Below are 21217 nucleotides of genomic sequence, written 5' to 3'. Positions count from 1 at the left end.
CTCCCGCGCGGGTTGGCGATCGCCTGTCTCTCTCAAAGCACATCGCCCGAACGAGCTGCCCCATGCACTTGAAAAATGCGCTTCGCCAAGTCCACGCCGATAATCATATCCTTCATAGACCGTCCTCCACTGAATGTGTCGCAGGCCTAGCATGACACAGCTGACGCCTGCGGATAGGGGGCGGACGGCAACCACCCCATCTATTCAGATGTCGTTTCTGCTTACAGGCAAACGCGGCAGGTGGGACAGGACATAAGGAAGTCGCTCGATATTGAATGCTTTAGCGAAATACCAACCTTGAAGGTAATCGCAGCCGAGATGTTGAAGCAGTTCTGCCTGCTCGCGTGTCTCGACGCCTTCGGCGGTGACAACCTTGGCCATACTATGAGCGATATCAATCACGCCCCTCACGATGGCCAAATCCTCGACACTTGTCGTCAGATTGGAGACAAAGCTACGGTCAATCTTGATGCGATCGATTGGCATCCGCCGCAAATGGGTGAGTGATGCGAATCCGGTGCCGAAATCGTCTAGGGCTATTTCGACGCCCGCTTCGTGCAAACGCGAAAGGCGTCCTTCCAGATGCTGAAAGTCACGACCGAGAAACACGCCTTCCGTGACTTCGACACAGAAGCGGTCTGGCGCAATCCCTGTTTGCAGAGAAAGTTCGAAGAAGCGATCCACGAAGGCGTCGGAGCGGAAATCAGCATTAGTAACGTTGATTGCTATGCGCCCCACGGGAAGGCTCTCACCGTCTATCACCTCCATACCCTCGAAAGCTTGCTTGACCACGAACATGCCGATCGCGGCTAGAAGTCCCGGATCATCCATGTCTACCAGAAATGCGTTTGGTGTGATTAGACCCTGATCGGGATGGTTCCATCTCAAGAGCCCTTCGAGTGAGATCGGACTGTGAGGGTCAGATGGAACGAGAGGCTGATAGTAGAGATGGAACTGGCCCCGATCGAGACCATCCGCTACAGCATGAAGTAACTCGCTCTTGCGTTCCGCTACTTCTCGGAGACGCGGAATGAAAAACTTGGCCTGATCACGTCCCAGCGCCTTGGAACGGTAGAGTGCCATATCTGCCGCCTTGAACAGTTCGTCCAATGAACTGGCGTGTTGTGGAAAAGATGCGACTCCGATGCTTGCTGAACAACGGCGCGTCGTGGTGCTAAGCTTGACGGGCTCCCTGAGGCTTGTGAGTACCTGGTCCAAGAAAGCGAGCACATTATCGTCCTGAATCCCGGTCATGACGATTCCGAATTCATCGCCAGCGATTCTGGCAACGAAGACGTCAGGCGTCACGAACAAACCGAGACGCTCGCTAAAGATTGTCAAAAGCTCGTCGCCGATGTCGTGGCCGAACGTGTCGTTGATCTCCTTAAACGTATCAATGTCGAGCAGCGCGAGATGGACGGAGGAAGGGGGGCAGCCGCTGATGTTGAGTACGCTTTCAAGATGTTCTTGGAACCGCCTGCGGTTGGGGATGCCAGTCAGTGAATCGACGCTGACTATCCGTCGAAGCATCGCTTCTGCCTCATGGCGTGCGGTGATGTCGAAGCGGATGGCCGTATAGCTATCCACTTTGCCTTTAGCGGTGATGTGGGGAACAATGGTTGTGTCCACCCAGTAGTGGGTGCCATCCTTTCGCCGGTTGCAAATCTCACCGTGCCAAACTTTGCCGTTGGCAATTCGACGGTACATGGCACGGAAGAAGGCCACATCATGCATGCCCGAATGCAGCATACGATGGTTGCTGCCGATCAATTCCTCCTGCGAGTAGCCGCTGATCTCGCAGAATTTACTATTGACGAAGGTGATTGTGCCGCGAACGTCCGTCATTGCGACAATTGCAGCACTATCAATTGCATAACGAATAAATTCCATCTCAGAATGGATAGAAGAGAGAGTTGTTCTTTTGGCGTGTGCATTAGTTGAGTCGGCCATTAATCTATACTTATCTAGAAACTTCGTCTCTTTGCAAGCTCAATACACCGGATCAGTATTGTGTTCTTGCGCTCGCTCGTTAGTGCGTTGATCGATTTAAAGACAAGATGGTTAACGTTCCCCTATCCTGCGTTTTCGAGGTAGTTTGCGCATTCGCCGGGTTCGATGGTTGAGACGAGATGGCCGATGTGTCGCCATGTTTCCTCGATCGTTCGCTTCTGAGCGATCCGCATCCAGTGCTTGATCTTGGCGAAGGCCTGCTCGATGGGGTTGAGCCTGCATTCCCCAAGTGGCGTGTCGTTTGAGGTGAAGATCGCCTGTATCCGAGCGCTAGACAAGGATTTTCTGCCGCAAGCGGCACCTGCGGTCGCGCAGACTGCTGGATCTGGACGGATCAGACCGCGAAGCCGCTGTTTCCTTGCCCAGGGGCGGCGTTTTTCAGCGCAGCGGACAGATCTGTCCAGCCGCTTTCGTTCAGTTTGAGCGTGGATCGCGATCATGCGCATAGCGGTGGCGCTCGCAATCGGCGGATAGCGGCGAGGATGGCGCGTACCATCGTGCCGGTGACAGCGACCTCGGCCAGCTGGAAGGTGATGGTGCGGGCGTGACGGACCACACGTGCCCCGATCTTGATCAGCTTCAGTTGCAGGCTGGTCAACGACCAGTCGGCCATGGCCTCGGGCAGCTCGATGCAGCGCAAGAAGGTGGCCAGGTTGTACGCCAGGGCGTGCAGTTGCAGCCGCACCTCATTGTCGCGGAACTTCCGGCACGACAGCCGCGTCCAGCGAAAGGCGTATTTGCCCTCTTTGATGTGCTGCTCGGCGGTGCCGCGCTGGTTGTAGAACCGCACCACCCAGTCCGGCTCCATCGGCAGGTTGGTGACGATGAAGCCGACACGCGGGAACAGTTCGCCCGGATGCCATTCGATCTTGGCGATCACCCGGCGCTCCTTGTCCCAGGACGCCGCCTGATACTCGAATTCCTCGAAGAACCGCTTGACCTTGGTCAGTGACGGCCGCCCGACAGGGCGCGTTAGCCGATGCGCGATCTTGTCCTTGAGGACCGCGTTTGCGGGCAGCCGGATGGCGTAGAAGAACCGCGCTTCTTCCAATCGCTCATAGATCGCCGGGATCGCGTAGGCAGCATCGGCCCGGAAGAACCTGCCACCAAGGTCGCGCTCCGCGTAGCGCGCAATGACGGGGTCGAGAACATCACGCCAGCCATCGGCGCTGTGGACGTTGCCATGGCGCAGGGCGCAGCGTTCCAGCATCCCGAACTGGTTGAACAGAAAGTTGGGGTGATAGCAGCTACAGTCGAAATGGCCATTCCAGGCGGACCCTTCCTGGTCGCCATGGGTCGGGCTGACCGAGCTGTCCATGTCCAGAACGATGTACTTCAGCCCGTTACGGTCATGGAACCGGTCGATCCATTGCCCGTTCAGGTCGGCCAGCGCGGCACGGTTCCCGGCCAGAGCCAGCGTCTCGGTCTCGAACCGTCCCATCTGCGATGCCGAGGCCGCTTGTGCATCGACCGCTCTGCCGCCGACAACTTGGCGCATGACCGGATCGCAGGCGAGACGGTTGGCGTCGTTGACATCCTCGTATCCGGCCAGCCGCCCAAAGACTGATTGCCGGAACAGGGCGTCGAGCCGATGGACCGTGTTCTTGCCAGAGCGAGTATCGCGCAGCGCCGCTGACGCCAAATCGGACAACCCGAGCGCGTCATCAAGCTCGCGCATCACCAGAAGGCCGCCGTCGGAACTGAGCTGCGTGCCGCGAAATTCCAGCCGCACGCGAGGGTCGAAATCCACCCGATCTGCCCGTTGCAAGCCCGCACCCTCTGGGTGATCCATGAAACGCGCCCATCGCAGCCTTCAACACCATGTTTTATATAGGAAATATAATGGTCAGGACAGCGAAATCAGCGCCTTACTTGGGAAATGTGGGCTGATATGATCGCCGAAACCAGTCTGCGGCCCACAGCACAAAGGCTGGCGCCAGTGATGGACGTTGCCAGTCAGACGGGAGGCCGGAAGATAACTTCTTCTCCATGCGCTCGAACATTCCGGGCGCAAGCTTGTAGCGGTAAAGCGGCAGGCCGGTTGGCCGAGGCAAGCCCAGTTCGGCGCTTGCTTTGCCCAAGGGATGAGGACCCGTATCTGCGGCTCTGGCCAGCTGGATCGCCCGGATCACCAGAAGACGCGAACCACCTGTCGCCTGAATTGCGTCCGCAATCTTGCGCAGCTGAGCAGGATCGTTGCGCGCAGCTTCGATTTCAGCCTTGAAATCGCGTTCCTGCATTGCTGAATCGCCCCCTGTAACTGCATTATCGCCCGGTAACGGGCGTTACCCACCGTGCGCTAACCATCAATGAACATTACTTTATAATCAATGATGGAGGACGAGACTTTCAGTGCATCAGAGACGAACTTCGTGAAGCTCTATCGTAAAAAGCATTGACTACACAGGACCAGCGGGCGCTCATGACCCCGTCGATACCTCGCCCCAAATCCCAGATGACAGAGTCCCCGTTGGCGAGCCGGGCTTTAACGAAACGATCGTGCAGGTCTCCGACGGATCGGCGTGACTTTTGCGCCAGGTGCAACTGCACCGATGCCAGCATGCGGTTCCATCGATCTTCGAGATCTTTGCGTTGATCGTTAGTGCTTTCGGGTTCCCGCGTCTGAACCGAGTCCGCATCGAAGGTCACAACATGGACGGCGGCGATTTGTGAAGCGAGCTGACCAAAGCGACTGATGAAGCTGATGAGTCGTCCCCGCGCTTGCCCATCAGCGCAGCAGTACGGATCCTGAATCTCAAGCAGTGCGATTTTCGCATCCCGGACGTGCTGCTCAAAAATGGTCCAGTCTCTCTGCCCATATTGTTCGAAGACCACGCGCTGAACGTGGGAAGCCCGTGCTTCTGCCGCTTCAACGGGAGTTCGCACCGAGAGAATCGGGCGACGAACCAGCGGGCTGTCCAACGGCGCTGAGACGACCTCGTCGACTGTGTCCTCTGATGGCGCGCTTCTGTCCTCAGTCGGACTGGGCGTTGCCGCTTCCTCAGGCGCGGGCGGCAAGGATTCGCTCGCTGCGAATTTGGGCGTCTCATCACTGACCTGGGGCTCTGTCGCAGCGAGGCGTTCAATGCTGTAACTAGCCTGCTCCCGGGCAGTTTGGGGCTCCGTTTCGGGCGTTATGGCGGATTGATCTTGTCGCTCGGCCCGCTTCCCGTCGAGCACGTCTGCAAGCAAGTCCTCAACATCCCGCTCGCTCTCGGGCGGCATCAGCAGGCCACGGCTCAATGAGCGCTTGCGCTCCATGAGGGCATCGAGACGCTGATCGAAGCTCGACGGACCGATCGCCTCATCGGGATGGATAGCCATCGGAATGTGGATCGTGACCGGACGTGTCTGACCGATACGGTAGGCGCGGTCGGTGGCTTGGTCCTCGACAGCTGGGTTCCACCAGCGCGAGAGATGGATCACATTGTTGGCGGCGGTGATGGTGAGTCCAACACCCCCTGCCTTGGGAGACAGAATGAGTACGTCAAAGGCGGACGCTGAGCTCTGGAATGCGTTCACCATCTCCTGGCGCTTATGACCTGCCACCTTGCCGCTGATGCACATCGGCCTGTGCCTGAGGTCGAAGCGCTCCTGGATAGCCATGGCCAAAAAGGCCTGCATTTCCAGATCTTCGCAAAACAGCAGTGCCTTCTCGCCGCGCTGTTTAACGTCCTCGAGAATCTCGAACGTCTTCTTCAAGCGCGCCGACTGGGAAACGTAGGCGTCAATATCCGTGACGCCGCGCGGCGCCAACGGATGGAGCGATGTCCCGCGCAGCATGTGCAGTACTTTGAGCATCGCGCCTTGCTCGCCGCTTTCACGAAGCGCGCGCGCTCTAGCGAGCACGAGATCATAGGCCTGCGCCTGGGCAGGTGGCATTTCGACCGCGTATTTGCGCGCTGTTTTCTCGGGCAGACCGGTGAGGATCTCGTCTTTCATGCGCCTGAGCATGAAGGGTGGGAACTCGTCGTCACGCTCGACCAAGCGTTGCTGCAGGTCTTCAAGGCCTGCCAGATCGTTCGCCGGATAGCTGCTTTCGAACTCCCGGCTCGATCCGAGGAACCCTGGGTAAACTGTATCGGCAATCGACCAGAGATCCTGCAGCCGGTTCTCGACAGGGGTGCCGGTCATGGCAATTTGCAGGCGACCATTGAGCGCCTTAGCTGCCCGGGTCATTTGGCAGGCCGGGTTCTTAAGCTTCTGGATTTCGTCGTATACGATCGCATCAAACGGAATGCGCGCAAAGCTCATGTGATAGTCGCGCATCGTTTCATAGGTCGTGAGAACGATCCCAGCGTCTTCCCACTCGCCGGCATCCAGCCGTGAGGTGCCGCCGCGAATGTCGCTTCCAGCCTCCAGCCGGTAGCTGCGCAAGTTTGTCCCAAATGCTTCAATCACGGGCCCGATCAGGCCAGCCTCGACGTGTTGAGCCAGTTCTGCTTGCCAATTCTTAAGCAGGCCGGTTGGCGCAACGATCAGCACTGGTTTGGGGTGGGCCGAGTTGGATCTCAGCCAGAGCAGGAACATGAGCGCCTGGAATGTCTTGCCCAGGCCCATATCGTCGGCGAGCAGGACGCCGGGCAACCTGCGTTCCCATGCTTCAGTCAGCCAGGCAAACGCTTCGCGTTGGTGAGGCTTTGGCTCGGATTTCAGACCTTGCGGAAGGGCCGGAACCTGAAATGCCTCTGGAGCGGACTTCGGCCGAGGCAGACGCGCATAATCGAGTTGCTCGAAATTCTCCCCGACCTGCAGAAAGAAGATGTCGACCGGTTCACGTTCATCCTCAGATCGCGATTGGTCTCCTGTCTCCGCTGCGAATTGCCGCTCAAGATCGGCAATTCCGCGCGTTGCCTGAAGGGTAGCCGGGGTGGCGGGGATGCTTTCGTCGCGCCAGGCGACGGTTTCGTCTCCCGCCTTGATTGCCGTCTCAAGGTCGCCAGCGAGAATCTCAGCGTCACCGGGAGCCAAGGCAATGTGCCGTGCATCGGGAGGGTCACCGACCCTCAGGCCGAAGCTTTCGGGCAGCCAGCTGTTGGGCTTCGGCTTGATCCAAGGCAGGACCGGTTTTTGCCAGACCTCGATCCCGCTGACACGCTCCGAAAACTGTTGCGTCTCGATAAAAAGCCGGTCGGCCGCTTCGTCATCGCCAGTAGCATCGAGTTTCAGCTCTTCGCGCAAAACCCGCTGGGGAGAGCGAAGGAACTCGCGCTTTTCTTGCGAGCTGCTGGCCTGCTTGGTCCGAACGATGTCGAGGGCCTTGCCCAGCAAGGGGTCGAGGAACAGCAGCGTTCCGTCGGAAAGGAGGTAACTACGCCGCCCCCCTTCCTGGCTCCGAAATCTGCGCTGGAAATGCAGGGTATCCTGCGGGGTCAGCAAGGATGCTTCATTTTCATCGACGAGGTCACCCTCCGTCGTTTCGCCCACATGTCTTGAAAAGAGGACCGGGTCAAAGTCGAAGCGACCATGATCGGTCTTTGCATTCAACGAGAAGTTTGCAGCGTAGGCAATGCGAATGCGTTCCAGGAACCCGTCGGCTTCGATGCCGACCCCGAGCTTATCGCCCAGTAGTTCACGAAGCTCGGCAAAGGCTGCTCTTCGTTCGTCGGCGTCACTGGCTGCCTTCACCGCTTGTGCAGCCAGGAAGACAGAAAATACGGGCTCTGGAATGCGGCTGACGCGGCCTCCTTCTCGCACACGAACGCCAAGAATATCAGCACGGACCGGCGCGCCGCCGCGGCGCATCCACTTCGGATTGACCGTGATTGATCCTTCGGCGAGCGATCCGCTCGAGTTCAGCTGTAGTGTCAGAGGCGTGGCGGGCGGCAAGCCGAGGGCAAAAGCATCGGCCTCGTCGAGTTGGGCGGCAATGTGAGGGGGCAGGACAACCCCTCCGTCCTCTTCAACAATTTGCCCTTCCTGATCGAACGAGCGTGCGAGCGCCAAGGCTGCTTGCCCTGCTTCGGGAGCAACCTTGGGCCATTCCGAGTATGGCACCGTTTCGCTTGACGCCCGTTTGAACAGCCCGCCCGGCCGCTCGCGCAACAGTGTGATCGCCTCGCTGCCATCGCCCTGTTGGGTTGCGACGAATTTGGTGCTTACCATCGATCGTTCCAGTTCCGCCCACGGCCTTTCCCAAACCGCGGGTGCAAGATTGATGTCCGGCGATTAATTATCCCCGCAAACTTGCCTTCCCAACCCGGGCTTGCAGGCACGTGAGATTCATACTCGAAGTCTGTCCGACCGGCCGTGGTCCGCAGTTTTCCGCCGTCGTATATCTTTGCGTAAAGCTTCGGAGCATTCGGATCGCTATCACTCCAAAAGCGGCATGACCCGTTGTCGCTCCACTCGGAAATCCTGAGATCGCCAATCTGCATGATGATTGAGGAAGATGAGGCTGGGCCGCCTCGAATAATTCCATATTCCGGGCGTTCGCCGCTTTGTCTGATGAGATACTCGATTTGGTTGCGGGCCCGGACACCCAAGGCAGGCCATGCATCACTGACAAGGCCGTCGTCGAGGTAGGCCATCCAGAACTTTTCACGTTGCGCCCATTGATCGGGCCGATCGGTAGTCTTGGCGATAGCCCGGAAGAATTCGCGCATTGCGACTTCCGTGAGCCAGCGTTTGAAGACCTGTGTGACTGTAAGTGCGCGTTCTTCGCCAATGCTCTCGGCCAGAGACCGAACGATCCTGTCCCAGCGGGGCCGCTGAAGACGGGGATCACCGACCTGATCAAGGAGAAATTCGGAAATCGCCTTACGATGCTCGGGCTCGGGCTTCTCCTTAACCCAAGGTTCCAGCAGCGCGCGCACGACGAGCTCAATCTGGCCTGCCAGGGCCTCCCTATCAAAGAGCCTCAGCAGGCTGCGCTGCGCCGGGACTGCCTTGCTCGGCGGCAACTCTGCTGTCGCTACGCAAAATCTGGCGAACGTTGCCTGCCCAAAGCCGCTCGCCGCTAGATTGGCTCCCAACCCAACTTCCCGCATCAGCTGGAAGACCTGGTCATCGTCGCGCGCGAGTAAATCCTGTGCCACCCGTGTAGGGCCTTGCGAGGGCGCAAATAACTCCCAGTGCCGGGCCCTCTCTCGCCATGCCCACTCATGTCGCAGGGCAGCACTTGAGGCAGCCTCTGCAAGCTTGCCCATGATAGGCCGGTCCACCGGGAAATAGGTGAGGTAGCCATCGATCATTGCTTGATCGGAACTGCGCCGCTGTTCCTCGACAGCACGGTCGAGAGCAGTATATCCCAACTCGTCGAACTCTGGATCGCACCATGCACCGCGCAGAACCCGGTTGAGTTGGAAACGCGGGAGCGCCTCGGCGCCATTCTCGGCCGCACTGCGCAAGAAAGGCTTCAATTCGACAACTGGCTCCGCCTCACCGATGCTCGCATCAAGTTTGGCGAGTTGTCGCTGTAATTCGGGTTGCGTTGTCGGAGGCTTGGCAAGCCCGGCGGACGCAAGTGCGTCCATACGATCGATTGCCGCGCGCAGGACGCTCATCGCTCCTGCCTCAAGATATCCTTGTCCAGCCCCGCGCTGGGTGTGGTCATCAGGAACCGCAAGTCGATCCGTCGATTACGCTTTTTCGCCGCCTCGCTATCACCTTGCGCGATAGGGCGGTCCGGCCCGTAGCCGCTCAGGCCTAGGATCGGCGCAGAACCTGGCTGCCCTGCTGGCTTGTTGAGGAACCCTCGCAAGGCCGGCTGATTGAACTGAAGCATGGTGAATGTCGTTTCGGCTCTTCGCACCGAAAGGCCATAGTTGTTCATCCCTCCGTACATTGCGTCGGAATCAGTGTGCCCTTCAACAAAGACGGCGTCGATCAGGTGCTTTGAGCGTTCCTCTTTGCAGAGGTTTGACGTGGTATAGCAGGGGAGAACCTCGACCATCGCGCTGGCAACCTTGCTGATCGCGGCTTGCCCTCTGTCGCTCAGCTCCCATCGCCCTTTGTCGAACAACACGTCATCAGGCAGGCGCAGCACACCTGTCTTCGTGTCAATTTCGACCTGCAGGCCTTTGTCCTTCAAAGACTGCTGCAGGTCGTTGAGGATCTCTGCCCGGGTTCGGTTGGCGCCGGTCAGCTCCTCGGTTTTCGACTGCAAATTCAATGCAAAGTAAGCCAGTAGGATGATAAAAATGAGAAGGAGGCCAACCATCATGTCCGTCATGGACATGAAGTAGCTTTCGCCTTCTTCAGGGGGTCTCCTGCGAACGGCGCCTTCCATTATTCAGCAGCTTCCCGATTTTGGTTCGCAAGAATTCCGGCCAGCTCCTCGACCGTATCTCGCAGCGTTGTCAGTGGCTCAAGTGCACCTGCAAGCTGGGCAACACCTTCGCCCAATGCGCGGTCGATTTGACCAACACGTTCGTTGAGGTTCGTGGCGTGGCTGCCTGCCGCGTCGGTGATCTTTTCGAGCGCCGCTCCGAGTGAGCGATCGACCTCCTCAAAGCGGGCCCGGTATTCAGACCAGGCCGACGAGGCTGCTGTTGCCGTCTGATTCAGCGATGCGGCGAGCTCGCGCATTTCATCCCGGGCGCTCTCGGAAGACTGGGCGTTCTTGGCGACGACCGCCTCAACCGATTTGACAGCTTCCGCAATCGACAAGGCAGACTGCCTGACTGGAGCGGCAGCTGCCTCGACATCATTGGCGACCGTGCCGAATGCCGTTGCCAGATCGCCTGAACGGGCGGCGACCTGCTCGATGGCCCGTGCATGGTCACCAATCGCCGTCTGGGCCGAAGATAGCCGATCAGCTGAAACAGAGATCGCACTTCCGGCATCTTTCATGCTGGCTACAAGCGGAGTGCCTGCTCCGTTAAAGCGTTCCACGAATTCGGAGAAGGACTTCTCCATTGCCTCCTGACCGATCCGAGCCGCATTATTTGCAGCATTGGAGGAGGCTTCCCCGAGCTGCGAGGCCGCGGTCGCCAAGCCAACTTTCATATCGTCCAGCGTTGTGCCGAGGCTGGTGAGCAGTTCATCCATTCTCTGGCGGGCAAGTGCGCTCGCTTGCTCATTTTCCTCGCGCATACGGTCAGCGATCACGCCAAAGTTGCGATTAAGGTCACCGAACGCGGTGCGCATCTCTTCGGAGGCTTGGCCGAACCGGCGCACGGCGTCCTCGATCTGCCGGTCTGCTTCACCCGTCTGTTTCTCAAGTCGCTCTGACATGGTGGCCATCGACACGGTCATTGCCCCGATCGCATCGGCAAGGCCCGCCATCTCGGCGCCGGCGCTCGAAGCGATGGCATCACGGACAGCTTCGCCGCCGCCGCCACTGATCTTGTCGATGCCTTGCTGGATCGAGCCTAGATGGGTGATCATCGGGGCCATTTGCTTTTCGAGAGCGCCATCAAGCGCTGCAGCCAGCTGCTCGGAGAAGGTCCTGAGGGCGGGGGTCTGTTCCTTCAGCTGCTCCAGCTGATCGCTCGCAATGCGCTGCGGCGGCAGATAGGCCATGCCATGCTCAAGCTTGTCGCAGAGCATGGAGAGGCCGTCATTGATCCGCTTACCGAACCGGTAATCGTAAGAACGCAGGACGATGGACGCCACGATGCCGCCCACTGAGGCCCAAAACTTTGCGCCGGCGACCTTCATCAGTTCATTGAGGCGCTCCTGCATCGCATCGACCCCACCGCTGAAATCCAGGGTCGACAGGGCAGCAATGATGCCGAGGAACGTGATCAGCAGGCCGATGGCGATAAAGATGTTCGCAAACCAGTTGAGCCCGCGGTGGCTGTCTCCGAGATTTACGAAGAAGTGCTCAGGGCGGGCCGAGTTCTGGAGAACATCCGCAGACGGATCGACGATTGTTTCTCGAAACTCCTCCCAGGTCCGCCGCAGTGGGAGCGCCTCGGGGTGACCAACCTCCATCATCTGCTCATCGACTTCATTGAAGCGACGGGCGAAGGCAAGCCGGGCAGAATCGATGTCAGCCGTACTGCCGCCAGTCACATCATCAAGAAGTCGAACCCGTGCTTCGATCGCTTTTGCAAGCGGCTCATGAAAATCCCGCTTGTAACGGGAGGATATTGCGAAGGCAGTTCCAACTAATACGACAGCCAGGAAAGCAGCCATCGCATCGCCGATGAGCGGAATCTTGGTAAAGAAGAAGATCAGACCATGACCCAGCCATTCGGTAATTTCCACGCAATCCCCCTGAAACTCGGCAAAATCGAAGAACTCTGCTCCTATGCAGGGAAGCAGACAAGTCTGCCAATAGCATTCAAGCAGGAGGACCCCGAACAGCTCGGACGGTATCGAACGCGCCCGCTGTCGCCAAGACTGGTTCCATTAAGGACGTGAGGATTCTGTAAATTACGGCTGCGATTGTTGCCCCGGTGATATCGAGGCGAGGTACGCCTCGACCCTCTCCAGAGTTCTCCGACGGGGCCTCCGCCCCATCCGTAGGTCCAGAACGAAGCGTGGATCCCCCACTGCCCGTCGCCCAAAACGGGTGGCTGATATGTGTGTTTCCTTGAGATGACGCTCGATGCGATCCAGCAGCTTCATGGTCTACCTCGAATCAAATTCAGCTTGTTTTCTTGTTATGTTCTTATTAGGAAGATCCCATCGAGTCTAGGATGAATTCCTACACCTCACCTGGACCGCCCCTTGAAAGGCGACGCAGATGGAGAATGTCAGGGAAGAGCTGGATCGCCTGATCCGGCAGAGAAACGTGGGTTATTCCGCGGTGTCGCGGCTGCTCAATCGCAACCCCGCTTATATCCAGCAATTCATCAAGCGCGGCTCACCGCGCAAGCTGGACGACGAGGACCGGCGTATCCTTGCCCAGTTCTTCGGGGTCGATGAGCAGGTGCTCGGTGGGCCAGCGCTTCCTGTGCGTGATGGTCTGGTTGAAGTGCCGATCCTCAATGTCGATGCCTCGGCCGGTTTTGGTGCGATCGCGGAGAGCGAGACAGCCCATACCCGCTTTGGCTTTGACGAACGCTGGCTGGGCAAGTTGACCCGGGCCAAGAGCCCGAGCCTGTCGATCATCCATGTCCATGGAGAGTCGATGGAGCCCACGCTGCGTGACGGCGACGAGGTCCTGGTCGACTCCTCGGATCAGGGATCGCGCCTGCGTGATGGCATCTATGTGCTGCGTGCCGACGATGCGCTCGTGGTGAAGCGGGTTACGATCCAGCCCGGCGGAAGACTGATCACGATCTCGAGCGACAATACGGCTTATCCGACCTGGTCTGACGTTGATCGCTCGACGATCCACGTTGTCGGCCGGGTCATCTGGTTCGGCCGATCGGTGTGATGTGAGCTCGGGTCAAATTCCAGCAAATCGCTCGCGATGCCGGGCAACGAACTCTGGCCTCGGATGTAGCGATTGATCGCGCGGCAGGCGGATTTGCTGACCCGCTGGCGGGAATAGCTGCAGAAGCTCGGACGGCACCTTGTTGTGCGATACGAGCAGGCAGAGGTTGTCGTCGAAGGTGATGAGGTGGCGGTCAAACAGCCAGTGGGCTGTCGCTGACAAGGCCACGCCGTTCTGGACAATGTCCGGGCCGCCACCCGCAACTGACCAGATGTGCGCGGCCTGGGCCTCAGCCTTGCCGCCGCCATTGACGATCCTTAGCCCGGTGACTGCGCAGGTGTTTTCGTACGCATCGAGGACATGATTGCGGAAGTTCGCGTCACGGATCTTGCGGTTCACGAGCATCTGCTCGACCCGGCGCTCCGCGAAGTGATCGTGCAGGAGCAGATTGGTCTCCGGATCGATGCGGGGGGCATCGAGTTCGAGGCGGATGCGGTTTTCGGGATCGAGAGTTTCGGCAAGGCCCGCATTGACGATGGCCACGAAATCCTCGTTTTCCAGCCTGCGGACCGACTTGCCGCGCAAGCTTCGCCCGGCATCGCCAGGCCGTGTCATCTCGCGCAGGAAGCGCTCGGCAAACCGGCCACTGCCGTCGCGGTAGGGGACAGGCTGATCGAACTCGAGGTAGTCGCGCACGCGCGCATAGAAGTGGCTGGGATCGCTCGGGTCAGCGTCGATCCGCTCGACGAAGGCCGCAGCGATATAGGCCATTCGCCCGCCAGAAACTCGCGTCTCGCGGTAGACGATCCAGTCGCTCTCAAGCTCTCGCGCAACCGAGAGGTAATTGCTCGGAAAGTGATACCGCTCGGTGATCGCGTCGTCGTACCGCGAATTGCCGCTGATCTCGAAAACGCCCTTCACAGTTCCGCCCTAGCCAAAATCAATTTGCACCAGGTTGCCTGGAGAATGTCCGGCCGTCCAGGCTCAACCTCGCAGAGATTAAATGCCGATTTCGAAGGGCTTGGTGCGCTCCTTGACCAGTTCTGGCGGCTTTTTGGAATGATCCTCCTTGCTTGGTGACCCGGCGGCCTGGCCTTTCGCTGCTGCCTCGCGCAGGCGCTCGGTAACTTCCAGCGCCGAGGTCTTCTCCCCTGTGTTCTGCGAAACCGCCCTCCCGAGCTTGTCGGTACTGTCGACCACAAGGGTCAAGTGGTCCCGCAGCCGGGTCACGGTCACGAGGAAGGTTTGCTGATTGGCCAGATTGCGCTCTCGGCTATCCATGACGGCAATGCCTCGATCCGACGTCAGCCCCTGCGCCATATGGGCATTGAGCGCGTAAGCGAGGTCAAGCCGCCTGAGCATTGGATCGGAGCGCTCCAGCTCGTGGCGCAGGCCAGTGGAGGTGACCACAGTCACTCGATCGCCTTCGACCGCCTCGATCTTTGCCTGATCAGCATTGAACAATCCTCGGCGATGATCGTTTTCGGTCCACCGGATCCGGTCACCGGCATGGATCGACAGGCGCTTCTCTTCGAAGAGCGCAAGGCGATCGTCCTTCGCACCGGAACGGATCCGGCTCGGCTGAAGGGTTCGTGTCTTGCCCTTGCCATCGACGAGGAACACCTCGCGCGTCTTCTCGTCGATCCTGTCGACCTTGTATTCGCCGCGTGGGAGCCGCTGATGTTTATCGGGGCTCCGAACATCGAGGACCATGCCCGGGCGGTATGCCGAGACATAGCGGAGCTCCTCACGCGTTGCATTGACCCGTGACAGGACGGTCAGGTCGAGCGATGTTTTGCCGAGCTCACCGTTGGCCTTGAGCCCCCGCTGAACTGCTTCGTTCACCGCGGTTCGCAAGGCGCGGCCTGAGGCGTAGATCGCGGTCCGCTCCCGCTCTAGCGGCGCAAGTTGGAGCCATTGCTCGGCAGCCATCAAAGCGCTGTCGCCCGATGTCTCGATCGTCGAGCCCTTGAGATGACCAAGTGCGGTTTCGACGTCACCCGTTTGTGCAGCAGCCTGAGCCAGACGCAGTTGCGCGTCCCGGCCGCGCAGATTGCTCGTCATTTCGGCGCGCGCGATGCCAGCCTTCTGGATGAGATCAAAGGGTTTGCCGGCGTCGACCGCGCCGAGTTGGCGGGCATCGCCAACAAGCACAAGCCTGCGCGCGCCAACCAGATTGGCCAGCGTGACAAGACGCTCTTTGTCGCTGTTCGATACCATCGAGGCCTCATCAAGGACGAGGACCCGGTCGCCCAATGCGGCTCTCGCCTCGGCCATCAAGCCAGGATTGCCAGGATGCTCCAGCAGCGGTGCCCAGCTCTTAAGCAGGCGCGCCAACGTCATCGAGCGAATACCAGTGTCGCGCTCCAGCATCTGCACCAGAGTGTTCTGGACGGCGAGCCCGATGATCTCCTTGCCTTCCTCGCCGAGGATCTGCGCCACGGGCTTCAAAACACTGCTCTTGCCCGCACCGGCGACACCTTGGATGGCGATTGTCCGGTGGGACGAGCTGAGGATCAGGCGGGCGGCCGCTTCTTGGCCACCATTGAGTTCGATGCCGTGATTGATGGCAGCGACGGCCTTGACCCGTGCGCCTGCCTCATTGCTCCCGAGAAGGGGCGGCACGGCGTCCCTCCCGGCTTCGACCGCGGCGAGAATGCGATGCTCGCTCGCGAGCGCATCACGCGAGGTCAGCCAGCCCTTGTGTTCACCTGACCCTGGAACGAGTTCGCCCGAACGGACCAACGAGCTGACCCGCTGCTCAATGGCGCCAATGGTTGTCGGCAGACCAAAATCCAGCGCCGATTTGAACAGGGCCTCGCGCGGAAAGGCCGCTTCGCGCTGCGAGAGGTGGCGTACCGCTGACGCTGTAGCCTGGGCTGCGGCGATGGTCTCGCGGTCTCGGCTGAGGACGTGAGCCGGGATTAGTGGATCGGCAGGATTGCCCCTGATGCGCTCGGCAAAGTCCCTGAGCCAGGCCCTGCCGCGCTCGATCAGGCTGGTGCCAGCCGCGGGTGCGTGCTGTGAGGAATGCGAGTGACCCTGAGCTCGTTCAATCATGGCCTGCAGGTTGAGCCCTGCTGCCCGGGCGTGGTCCTGCCAATCCGCCGTCAGGGCGCCCCTATCGGCGACGGCTTGTTTGGCGCTGCGGGTATCGAGGGCAGCGATCTTGCCCGCTTCAAGGCCCGGGCCGCGGCGTGCGTCCAGAACCTCCTGCCGCCTTGTGGAGAAGGCCATGACCTGGTCGCGAGAAAAGCCCGCCGCCTCGAAGTTCCCGTGCTTGCCGACAGGACCGGCTTCATAACCGAGCTTCTCGACCGAGAGGCGGAAGCGCGCCATCGTCATGCTGTTGAGAAGGGTATTGAGTGACCAGATCCGGTCGTTCTTCAGCGTCCGCCATTTGTCATCGGCACCTTTCGTGACGTTGGCGATGACGGCATGGAAATGGAGGTTGGGCTCCTGGTTGCGATTGGTATCGTGCTGGAACAGCGCCACGGTGAGATTGCCGGTCTGCACGGTCCGCACTTTCCCGTTTTCGACGAGACGCGTTTCTGCCGCATTCTTCTCGGCCCACTGGAGCGTTTCCACCACAGCCTCGCGGTAGGCCTCAATGATCCGCTTGTCGCCGCCGACGAGAGCGAGGACAGACCAGCTCTTGGGCAGGGAAAAGGTCAGATCGGTGCCGGCTCGGTGCTGGTTTTCGTGACCGACCCTGGTGCCATCCGGAAGCTCGCCCTTGAGGAGCTTGTCGAAGGCTGTGGCATCGACCGCTCCGGAAAGACCGAGGGCCTCGGCTCCTGACCCAACCCATTGGCCGGAGCGATCCGCGTCTGCGCTCGCGTAATAATTGTCAGCAGCAAAGTAGCTGGCTGCGCCGGACGCGGACCGGACATTGGCAATCGAGAGCATGGCTTATGGTCCTTCAAGCAAAGTGCCCCCTTGCTGTGGTGCCCTCAAAGGTCAGGTTCGTAGAAGTCTTGCGCCCCGCTCTCGACGCCGCCCTCGAGCAGATCTCGTTCGGCCCGTTCTCGGGGGCTCTGACTGTCCTGCGATCGTGGGACCGCGATTGGCTTCGGATCGCCTGAAGCTGGCTTGTTTCCTCGCGGCGAAGCTTTTTCATCGGAGGAGGGCTGCGTCTCATCGGTCGCTTCACTTCTGCCGGAAAGAAGCGGTCCGGGAGGCAAGGTTGTGGTTGGCCCAGAGCTCGCGAGCGCTTCGGTCGACATTTCGACCTGGGCTTGTTCGCGAGCGCCTTGCAAGACCTGTGCAGAGGTTTCGGACAACTGCTCTTCAGACATATGCGCGGCGTCAGCCGGCGGACCGGATACACGCTGAAAGTCCAGCTTCAGCTGCTCGGGAACGACCGGCTTGCCGGCGCCGTCGTCATTCGCGGCCGGGGCGCCATCGGCAGCTTCGGCAGGCAAGGAAGCCCATGCCGAGGGATCGACATTGGTCTCATCCGCCGCGTGTGCCCCGGGAGCAGGCCCAAATGCCCGCGCGATGAACCCCTCGGCCATCCGCGGCCAGCGGCGCGGGACAAGCGTGACCGGAGCGGCAGGAAATCCGTCGGGGAACTTGAGGTAACCGGAGAGCCTCGGCAGGTTCATGAACTGATCGGGCAGCAGCAACGGCTCAATCTGGCGACGGGGCGTCAGGCTGACGGCGTCGCGGGCATTGTTATAACCATAGCTGTACCCTTCTTCCATGTCGCGGACCTGGCGATGACCGATGAAGTCGGAACACCAGGTTGCCGTTTCCCGGTCCGCAGTGGCGAGGATCAGCTTACTGCGCGCGAGCGACGACAAGGTCATCGCCATGTTCTCGCCATAGACTTCCTTGAGTTTGGCAAAGGCATGGACGCCAGTGACGATCGCGCCGCCAAAATTGCGCGCGGTCTGCAGGCCTTTCTCCAGTGCGGGCAGGCGGTGCAACGCGCCCAGTTCGTCGATCAGAAACCAGACCCTGAGATCGGGCGTACGCTCCATGGTCATCAGCGTGTTCATGGCCGTGTCGAGCCACAAGGTGAGCAGCTGCGAACAGATCGACATGTCGACGTAGCGTGCGGAGAGGAACAGGATTGAGCCCGATTGGGAGCTGCCGCGGATCCAGTCCCGTACCGAAAAGCGCGGGCCTTTAGCGGGTAGCAGCTTCAGTGCCTTGGCGTTGGCGTTAAACACAGCGCGGATTGATTCCGCCATGCGCGCGGCTTCTGGCGCTGTCAGCGGATCGGCCATGGTGCCGCGCATAAGCTTGTGCACCTGCGCGAGGTCGGCGGTCATGAGCCGAGTGGCAAGCGCCTGGTTGCTGGCCTGACCGGTGCGCTGGAGATGCAGGCACATTTCAACGAAAAGCATACGGGCTGCGAGCACCCAGAACTGCTCGGAACCACCGCCATCGTGCGGAACCAGCGCCTCGGCTGCGGCATGGAATTCGCCTTCGCTGGTGCAATCGTTGAATACGCTCCAGTTTGGGCAACGGGCGTCGAGCGGGTTCAGAATGATGTCGCGAGCCGGATCGTAGAAGGTCTCGATGAACGCTCCGGTGAGATCGAAAACAACGGCGCGCTGTCCGCGTGCCCGGGCCTCGGCAAGGAGTTGGCTGAGGGCAACGGTCTTGCCGGTGCCGGTGGTGCCGATCAGCATGGTATGGCTTTGCTCGAGACGCCACGGCCAGGTCACGCCCGCGAGATGTGCCGGACTGTAGAAGCCTGCTTCCTCGGTCGCTGCTGTGCCTGCCAAGCGCCATTTCCAGCCAAGTGCTGCGTGCAGTTCGCGGGCACGTTCGACGCGATTGTGCCGGTCGATCTCCGCTTCGAGCTCGTCCAGCGTGACAAGCATCGCCCCGCGCTCGTGCTTACGCTCCTTGGACTTGCCTCCGAACCGCTCAGCGAACCACCAGAAGGCCGCAAAGGCCGGAATCAGGACAAGCGCCGAAAGCCCGATACCGCGCCGGATGGCGGCGCCGAGTGCACTCCAGGCTTCGCGCATGGGCGGAAAATCGCGCACGACATTGAAAGGAATGCGGACAGTTCCGCCACCGGCCATTTTGAGTTCCACCAGCTTGCCAGGATCGAACTCCATGAAAGCGTAGCCGGAGGCATAGACATGCATCCAGGCAAGATAGACCTGGTGATCGGTGAGCGTGGACGTCACCTCGAGATAGCAAAGCCAGGCGCTAACCAGGAAGGTCACCAGCAGGGGGCCTTTGAGCCCCGCTGCGAACATGAAACCGAAATGTCCGAGGAGCTGGCTGCCGCGGGTAAAATTGAGGAGATTACGCTTCATCGCTGCCTCCTTCGGATGTGGAGGCGCTGAGCCCGAGACGGGCGAGACGACGATTGTAGGCTTCGTGCGTGCGCTGCCTCAACGAACCATCGGTATGGCTGGCCAGAAGCGCATCCAGGGCAACCGTGATGAAGAGGTTCTGCCGTACAGGGTCGAGGGCCGCAGGCCGCTTTCGCGCTTCGTTTTCACGCTGCCATGCGTCGATCAACTGGTCGCGAATGACGATGCTGACGGAGACCTGCTGGTCCCGGGCCTTGCCCTTTATCCAGTCAGCAAGTGGGCGGGGAACGTAGGTCTGAAGACTGAGATGCCGATCCATGTTCGGGGGTCCTATTGACCCTTGCGAACCTGGCTTGATCTTGCGGAAGACAAGAATGAGAATAAATCAGGAACATAAGCCCGTCAATCGCGGAATGTGCGAATACTATCAATGGTTTAACTGGCTTCGATTTGCCCGCAAATCGCGAATCTGAAGCATGCTTCACGATTGAATTGGTTTGACACTAGCCCTGAAATTTCGCCTATCACTCTGAAATACCTTCCTTAAATCCAGCAGTGTCACTGCGTACGGTGTGCTCACTCTACCAAGCTGCGAGAGGGTGATCCGGTCACTTCGCCGGACATGCAGGAGGGAATGAAGGGCCCTCGATAGCGCGGAGCCAAAGCGCGTGCGGGCGCCGATGCCCGCACCCCGCTCATCGGGCCCGCTTATGAATCGAAACGAACCGACGGCGAGCAAGATAAAAGGGCAGGAACCGTTCCCGGCTCCCACCCTTTCCGGCGTCAGAATTCATCCAGCATCGATCCGTGAATGGTGTGGACGACACGTGATGCCAGGTGTGCTGGCAGAGCGCAGTAGTCGCCTTCGTCGAGGGCGATATATCCGAGCTCTTCGTCTTCCACGATGTGCTGATCGAAGTAGCTGTGCAGTGCCCGGCGCTCGGCGAGTTCCAGGGCCTCGAAATAGCTGCGGGGTGAAGCGCTGCAAGGTGCGAAATAAGCCATGATGATCCTCCTGAGGTTGTCTCGAACGACAGGAGGAAGTGCGATGTTCGTCCACATGCCGGGTCAGGGACCGCGCTCCTGCGCGGCCGCGCCAGCGGCGGTGGGGGAAACGATTTTGTCGGGGGAGGGATTCATCCCTTCTCCGGCAAAATGGTGGGGCCCTGCCGTCCTTGAGGCGGCATGTGGACGGACATCATACTGGGCCATCCGTGAGCCAGCCCCTCTAACCCTCGCGGTTTGCACCGGACGGTTGTGGGCTGGCACGCTTTTCCTGTTTTCCTACACCCTGCGCGCGGTGGCAGAAGTGCTCTCGAGGGATCACAAACCAAGGGGGCGGAAAGGACTGACATGCCCCGCAAAAGCAATCCGGTTGATGCCTTGAAGAAGCTCCGGGAACAGCGCGATGAACTGGCGGCCAAGGAGGCAAAGCTTCGCGACGAAGCGGCGATTGTCCTTGGCCACATTCTGATCGAGTGCGGTGCCGAGTCGATCGAGCCAGCGCAACTGCGTCAGATCGTCCGAGGAGCAATGGCACTCGGGATCGAGGAAACGCTGAAGCGGATAGCTCCCGCGTAAGCCCAACCCGGCGGCGGCAAGGGGTTCAATGCCCCGCGCCGCCGCATAGGACCAGAGCAAAAGAAAAGGC

At 59.9% G+C, this 21217-nt stretch carries 14 protein-coding genes and 1 pseudogene; 2 read left to right on the top strand and 13 right to left on the bottom strand.

Going from position 1 to position 21217, the window contains the following annotated elements; translation table 11 throughout:
* Nucleotides 1-204: 204 nt before the first annotated feature.
* The 8 genes and pseudogenes from QOL62_RS05575 to zorA form a co-directional block, all read right to left on the bottom strand.
* Entirely contained in the window at nt 205-1950 is a 1746-nt protein-coding gene (locus QOL62_RS05575) for a putative bifunctional diguanylate cyclase/phosphodiesterase (RefSeq protein WP_283405519.1), read from the bottom strand.
* A 122-nt stretch (nt 1951-2072) separates the two neighbouring features.
* Nucleotides 2073-2225, bottom strand: a pseudogene (locus tag QOL62_RS05570) (IS630 family transposase); the annotation flags it as partial.
* Between the two features lie 221 nt (nt 2226-2446).
* Nucleotides 2447-3802, bottom strand: coding sequence for an IS1380-like element IS1247 family transposase (locus QOL62_RS05565; RefSeq protein WP_283405518.1), 1356 nt, complete (start codon nt 3800-3802; stop codon nt 2447-2449).
* A 76-nt stretch (nt 3803-3878) separates the two neighbouring features.
* Nucleotides 3879-4250 carry a hypothetical protein gene (locus QOL62_RS05560; protein WP_283405517.1) on the bottom strand — a complete coding sequence of 124 codons (372 nt, stop codon included), beginning with the start codon at nt 4248-4250 and terminating at the stop codon, nt 3879-3881.
* A 109-nt stretch (nt 4251-4359) separates the two neighbouring features.
* On the bottom strand, nt 4360-8115 hold the full coding sequence (locus QOL62_RS05555; protein WP_283405516.1) for a DEAD/DEAH box helicase: 3756 nt from the start codon (nt 8113-8115) through the stop codon (nt 4360-4362).
* Complete coding sequence (locus QOL62_RS05550; protein WP_277280819.1) at nt 8109-9515, bottom strand: EH signature domain-containing protein; 1407 nt, start codon at nt 9513-9515, stop codon at nt 8109-8111. Before QOL62_RS05550 ends, QOL62_RS05555 begins: the two co-directional genes overlap by 7 nt.
* A complete protein-coding gene (locus QOL62_RS05545; protein ID WP_231382162.1) occupies nt 9512-10189 on the bottom strand; it encodes an OmpA/MotB family protein in 678 nt (225 codons plus the stop codon). The genes QOL62_RS05550 and QOL62_RS05545 overlap by 4 nt, the downstream gene beginning before the upstream one ends.
* Nucleotides 10190-10239: 50 nt before the next feature.
* Nucleotides 10240-12165 carry an anti-phage ZorAB system protein ZorA gene (gene zorA, locus QOL62_RS05540; RefSeq protein ID WP_283405515.1) on the bottom strand — a complete coding sequence of 642 codons (1926 nt, stop codon included), beginning with the start codon at nt 12163-12165 and terminating at the stop codon, nt 10240-10242.
* Nucleotides 12166-12646: 481 nt separating this feature from the next.
* Here zorA and QOL62_RS05530 point away from each other — a divergent pair, with 481 nt between their 5' ends.
* Nucleotides 12647-13282, top strand: coding sequence for a S24 family peptidase (locus QOL62_RS05530; RefSeq protein ID WP_006966198.1), 636 nt, complete (start codon nt 12647-12649; stop codon nt 13280-13282).
* A 12-nt stretch (nt 13283-13294) separates the two neighbouring features.
* On the opposite strand, the gene QOL62_RS05525 is transcribed toward QOL62_RS05530, so the two are convergent.
* The 5 genes from QOL62_RS05525 to QOL62_RS05505 form a co-directional block, all read right to left on the bottom strand.
* Nucleotides 13295-14203 (bottom strand): HNH endonuclease, encoded by a 909-nt coding sequence (locus tag QOL62_RS05525; RefSeq protein ID WP_283405514.1) that lies wholly within the window; start codon nt 14201-14203, stop codon nt 13295-13297.
* A gap of 78 nt (nt 14204-14281) precedes the next feature.
* Nucleotides 14282-17191: a MobF family relaxase gene (mobF, locus tag QOL62_RS05520; RefSeq protein WP_283405513.1), complete on the bottom strand. Its 2910-nt coding sequence runs from the start codon at nt 17189-17191 to the stop codon at nt 14282-14284.
* A 44-nt stretch (nt 17192-17235) separates the two neighbouring features.
* Nucleotides 17236-19566, bottom strand: coding sequence for a type IV secretion system DNA-binding domain-containing protein (locus QOL62_RS05515; RefSeq protein WP_283405512.1), 2331 nt, complete (start codon nt 19564-19566; stop codon nt 17236-17238).
* A complete protein-coding gene (locus QOL62_RS05510; protein ID WP_283405511.1) occupies nt 19556-19885 on the bottom strand; it encodes a hypothetical protein in 330 nt (109 codons plus the stop codon). Before QOL62_RS05510 ends, QOL62_RS05515 begins: the two co-directional genes overlap by 11 nt.
* A gap of 464 nt (nt 19886-20349) precedes the next feature.
* Nucleotides 20350-20571: a hypothetical protein gene (locus QOL62_RS05505; protein WP_283405510.1), complete on the bottom strand. Its 222-nt coding sequence runs from the start codon at nt 20569-20571 to the stop codon at nt 20350-20352.
* A gap of 348 nt (nt 20572-20919) precedes the next feature.
* Here QOL62_RS05505 and QOL62_RS05500 point away from each other — a divergent pair, with 348 nt between their 5' ends.
* Nucleotides 20920-21147: a DUF6437 family protein gene (locus QOL62_RS05500; RefSeq protein ID WP_283405509.1), complete on the top strand. Its 228-nt coding sequence runs from the start codon at nt 20920-20922 to the stop codon at nt 21145-21147.
* Nucleotides 21148-21217 lie beyond the last annotated feature (70 nt).

This window comes from Novosphingobium panipatense (genome assembly GCF_900182875.1).
Lineage (GTDB): Bacteria > Pseudomonadota > Alphaproteobacteria > Sphingomonadales > Sphingomonadaceae > Novosphingobium > Novosphingobium panipatense.
This window is presented reverse-complemented; position numbering and strand designations above follow the sequence as displayed.